This window comes from Ruminococcus sp., assembly GCF_045129435.1.
Lineage (GTDB): Bacteria > Bacillota > Clostridia > Oscillospirales > Acutalibacteraceae > Ruminococcoides.
In genome coordinates, this window is sequence record NZ_JBGVJL010000173.1 from 1 (window position 1) to 3,797 (window position 3,797).

Annotated in this window: 4 protein-coding genes and 1 pseudogene; all 5 read left to right on the forward strand. The window is 41.1% G+C overall.

The features are described 5' to 3' along the window. Window positions 1-492: guanylate kinase (gmk, locus tag ACJMMI_RS08030; protein WP_405354811.1), on the forward strand; the 492-nt coding region annotated here is incomplete at its 5' end. A 45-nt stretch (window positions 493-537) separates the two neighbouring features. Continuing rightward, window positions 538-753 (forward strand): DNA-directed RNA polymerase subunit omega, encoded by a 216-nt coding sequence (gene rpoZ, locus ACJMMI_RS08035; protein WP_405354812.1) that lies wholly within the window; start codon window positions 538-540, stop codon window positions 751-753. Beyond that, the gene (gene priA / locus ACJMMI_RS08040) at window positions 731-3,172 is read left to right on the forward strand and encodes a primosomal protein N' (protein ID WP_405354813.1); all 2,442 of its coding nucleotides are present in this window, start codon (window positions 731-733) and stop codon (window positions 3,170-3,172) included. Before rpoZ ends, priA begins: the two co-directional genes overlap by 23 nt. Before the next feature lie 12 nt (window positions 3,173-3,184). Next, on the forward strand, window positions 3,185-3,670 hold the full coding sequence (def, locus tag ACJMMI_RS08045; RefSeq protein ID WP_405354814.1) for a peptide deformylase: 486 nt from the start codon (window positions 3,185-3,187) through the stop codon (window positions 3,668-3,670). Between the two features lie 13 nt (window positions 3,671-3,683). Then, window positions 3,684-3,797, forward strand: a pseudogene (locus ACJMMI_RS08050) (methionyl-tRNA formyltransferase); the annotation flags it as partial.

Genomic DNA, 3,797 nt, shown 5'->3' on the forward strand with positions numbered 1-3,797 from the left:
CTTTTAAAGCGTAACCCTAATATCCGCCTTTCGGTATCAAACACCACAAGAAAACCACGAGAAGGCGAGATTGACGGAGTACATTATAACTTCGTAACCAAGCAGCAGTTTGAAAATCTTATTAAAGAGAACGGCTTTCTTGAGTATGCACAGTATTGCGACAATTACTATGGCACACCAAAAAAGCAGGTAGAGGATTTGCTTAGTCAGGGTTATGATGTATTTCTTGAAATTGAGGTTCAGGGCGGACTTCAGATTCTTGAGAAATATCCCGATGTGCTCAGCATTTTCATTCTTCCGACTTCTATAGACTCACTTTCTCGCAGACTTCACCGCAGAGGAACTGAGGACGAGGAAACCATTAACAAGCGACTCGCTGAGGCTGAGCGTGAGATGTCCTTTAAAGACAGATACAAATACAATGTTGTGAACGATGACCTCGACACAGCAGTTAACGAAATTCTTGAAATTCTTGAAAAAGAGAGTAAATAACCGATTTTTCGGATAAAATATTATGATAATGATAGGAGATTAATTATGCATAAGGTTAATGTTGACGATTTATTCGCAGGTAAGCAGAGTAAGTATGCCCTCGTTGTAGGTGTTGCTAAAAGAGCAAGAGAGATCACAGCTGAGCAGGAGGCAAGTCCTGAGGTATCTGATGAAAAGCCTGTACTTCTTGCTATTAAGGAAATTAAAAATCACGAGGTTGGCATTTTAGAGCCTGACGATGATGAGCTTCCAAATAGCTGAGATTGCTGTTGAAAAAGCAGCATATTCCTTTGATAAGGCATTTGATTATGCAATTCCCGATGCTTTGCAGAGCAAGGCGGTTGCGGGTGTGCGTGTTCTTGTGCCTTTTGGCAGAGGAAACCGTAAAAGACAGGGGATTATCACAGCAGTAAAGCAGGGTGATACCAAGGGATTAAAATCTATTGCCTCTGTACTTGACGATGAGCCTGTTTTGAGTGAAGAAATGCTTAAAACGGCGGCCTTTATGAAATCACATTACTTTTGCACCTTTTACGAGGCAGTAAAAACTATGCTGCCTGCCGGTATTAACTACAAGGTTACTACTATGTACGGTGCTAAAGATGAAAATGAATTTTCCTTTGAAGAATTAACTGACGAGGAAAAGCGAATATATAACTACCTTTTTTCAAAACGAAAGGCTGTTAAAAGTGAGGTATTACTTGACGCCTTTGGCTACAGTACCACAGAGCCTTTTGAACTTTTGGTGCAAAAGGGAGTGCTTTACAAATCAGACGAAATTTTTCGCAAGGTAAATGATGCTGTAATGAAAATGGCTGCAGTTACACCTGATGTTGATTTGTCGGGTGTAAAGCTTACCGATAAACAGAAAAATGTTTTTGAGCTGATTGAAATGGCAGGTGCAATCTCTGTAAAAGAGGTTTGCTATTTTACGGGTGTTACAACTGCTGTAGTTGACGCTCTTTGTAAAAAAGGTCTTATATATTTTTATGATGAAGAGGTATTCAGAATTGAGAGCAGACAGAAAGATAGTTCTTTAAAAGAAATTGTTCTTTCAAATGAACAGCAGTCCGCCTGTGATTCACTCTATAATGAATACGATTCACCGTTTCCAAGTGTCAGCTTGTTATACGGAGTCACAGGCTCCGGCAAAACAAGCGTGTTTATAAAGCTTATTGAAAGGGTAATGGATGACGGCAAGGGAATTATAGTAATGGTGCCCGAAATTTCCCTTACTCCGCAGTTTGTGTCACAGTTTGCAAAACGCTTTGGCGATAAAATCGCAGTTTTTCACAGTGCGTTGTCACTTGGCGAAAGACTTGACGAGTACAAAAGGGTAAAACAGGGGCTTGCTCAAATTGTAATCGGCACAAGAAGTGCGGTTTTTGCCCCTTTTGATAAGGTTGGACTTATTATAATGGACGAAGAGCAGGAATATAGCTACAAATCAGAAAGCTCTCCACGCTATCATGCAAGAGAGATTGCAAAATTTCGCTGTTCGTGCAATAATGCCTTGCTTGTGCTGAGTTCGGCAACTCCGAGTGTGGAAACCTACTATTATGCACAGACAGGCAGATATTCGCTAAATACTCTTACTGCAAGATATGGCTCTGCCGTATTGCCCGAGGTTGTTGTGGCAGATATGGGCGAGGAGTTGAAAAACGGCAATACAAGTGGTTTTTCAGATGTACTTCTCCAAAATATTGCATATAATATTGAGCATAAAAAGCAGTCAATACTTTTGCTAAACCGCCGAGGCTACAATACCTTTGTAACCTGTCGTGCTTGCGGTGAAGCTGTTACCTGCCCGAATTGCTCAATTTCGCTTACTTACCACAGTGCCAATAACCGCCTGATGTGTCATTATTGCGGTTATTCAGTGCCTTATACCGATGAATGTCCTGTTTGTCACAGTCATAGACTTACCTTTGGCGGAACAGGTACTCAAAGAGCAGAAAAGGATATTTCGGATATTTTCCCGGAGGCAAGAATTTTAAGAATGGATACTGACGCAACTTCGTCAAAGTCCTCTTATGAAAAAATGATTTCGTCATTTGCAAACGGCGATTATGATATTCTTGTCGGCACTCAGATGGTAGCAAAGGGACTTAATTTTCCGAATGTTACACTTGTTGGCGTGCTTAATGCCGATCATATGCTTTATGCCGATGATTACCGCAGCTATGAGCGTTCTTTTTCATTGCTCACACAGGTGGTTGGCAGAAGCGGCAGAGGTAAGGATAAGGGAATGGCGGTTATTCAAACCTTTACACCGGATAACCTTATTATTTCAATGGCGGCAAGGCAGGACTACAACACCTTTTATTCAAATGAAATTAAGGTGCGTCAGGCTATGCTTTATCCGCCTTTTGCGGATATTTGCTTAATCGGCTTTGTATCGCAAAACAGAGAGGTTACATTAAAGGGTGCAAGGAAATTTCTTGAAATGTTTACTGACGAAGCAAAAAGAAATTATCCTGATATGCCGCTCAGAATTTTAGGCCCTGCACCGGCTTTGGTGGTAAAAATAAGCAATAAATACAGATATAAGATTATAATTAAATGTAAAAATAATTCTCAGTTTCGTGCCTTGCTTTCAAAAATACTTTGCGAGTTTGGCAATGAAAAGGAGTTTAGCAGCGTTACGGCATATGCCGATATGAACGCTCTTGTATGTTAAGGAAGTGTAGATATGGCTATTAGGCAAATTGTTAAAGAGGGCGACAGCGTTCTCACAAAAAAATGTCGTGAAGTCGTAAAGTTTGATGACAGACTTGCACAGCTTATTGATGATATGATTGAAACTTTGCACGAGTCCGGCGGTGTTGGTCTTGCTGCACCACAGGTTGGTGTTATCCGCAGAGTTGTTGTAATTGACATTAGTCAGGAGCAGAATCAGGTAATCGAGCTTGTAAACCCGGTTATTATTGAAACCGAGGGTGAGCAGGAAAGCGTAGAGGGTTGCTTGTCTTGTCCGGGTGAGTGGGGCATTACAGTTCGCCCTAACTATGTTAAGGTAAAGGCTTTTGACAGACACGGCAACGAGTTTACAGTTGACGGCAAGGAGCTTCTTGCAAAGGCGTTCTGCCACGAGCTTGACCACCTTGACGGTATTATTTTCAAGCAGGTAGCAAAGCGTATGCTTACTAAAGAAGAATGTGAAGAAATGTTTGGCTGATTGAGGGTTAATTATGAATATAATTTATATGGGTACTCCTGATTTTGCAGTACCGGCACTCAAAAAATTACACGAGAGCAAGCATAATGTTGTAGCTGTTTTTACTCAGCCGGATAAGCCAAAGGGA

Coding starts and splice junctions, on each gene's coding strand:
- rpoZ (WP_405354812.1), top strand. CDS start 538: ATGCATAAGGTTAATGTTGACGATTTATTCGCAGGTAAGCAGAGTAAG.
- priA (WP_405354813.1), top strand. CDS start 731: ATGATGAGCTTCCAAATAGCTGAGATTGCTGTTGAAAAAGCAGCATAT.
- def (WP_405354814.1), top strand. CDS start 3,185: ATGGCTATTAGGCAAATTGTTAAAGAGGGCGACAGCGTTCTCACAAAA.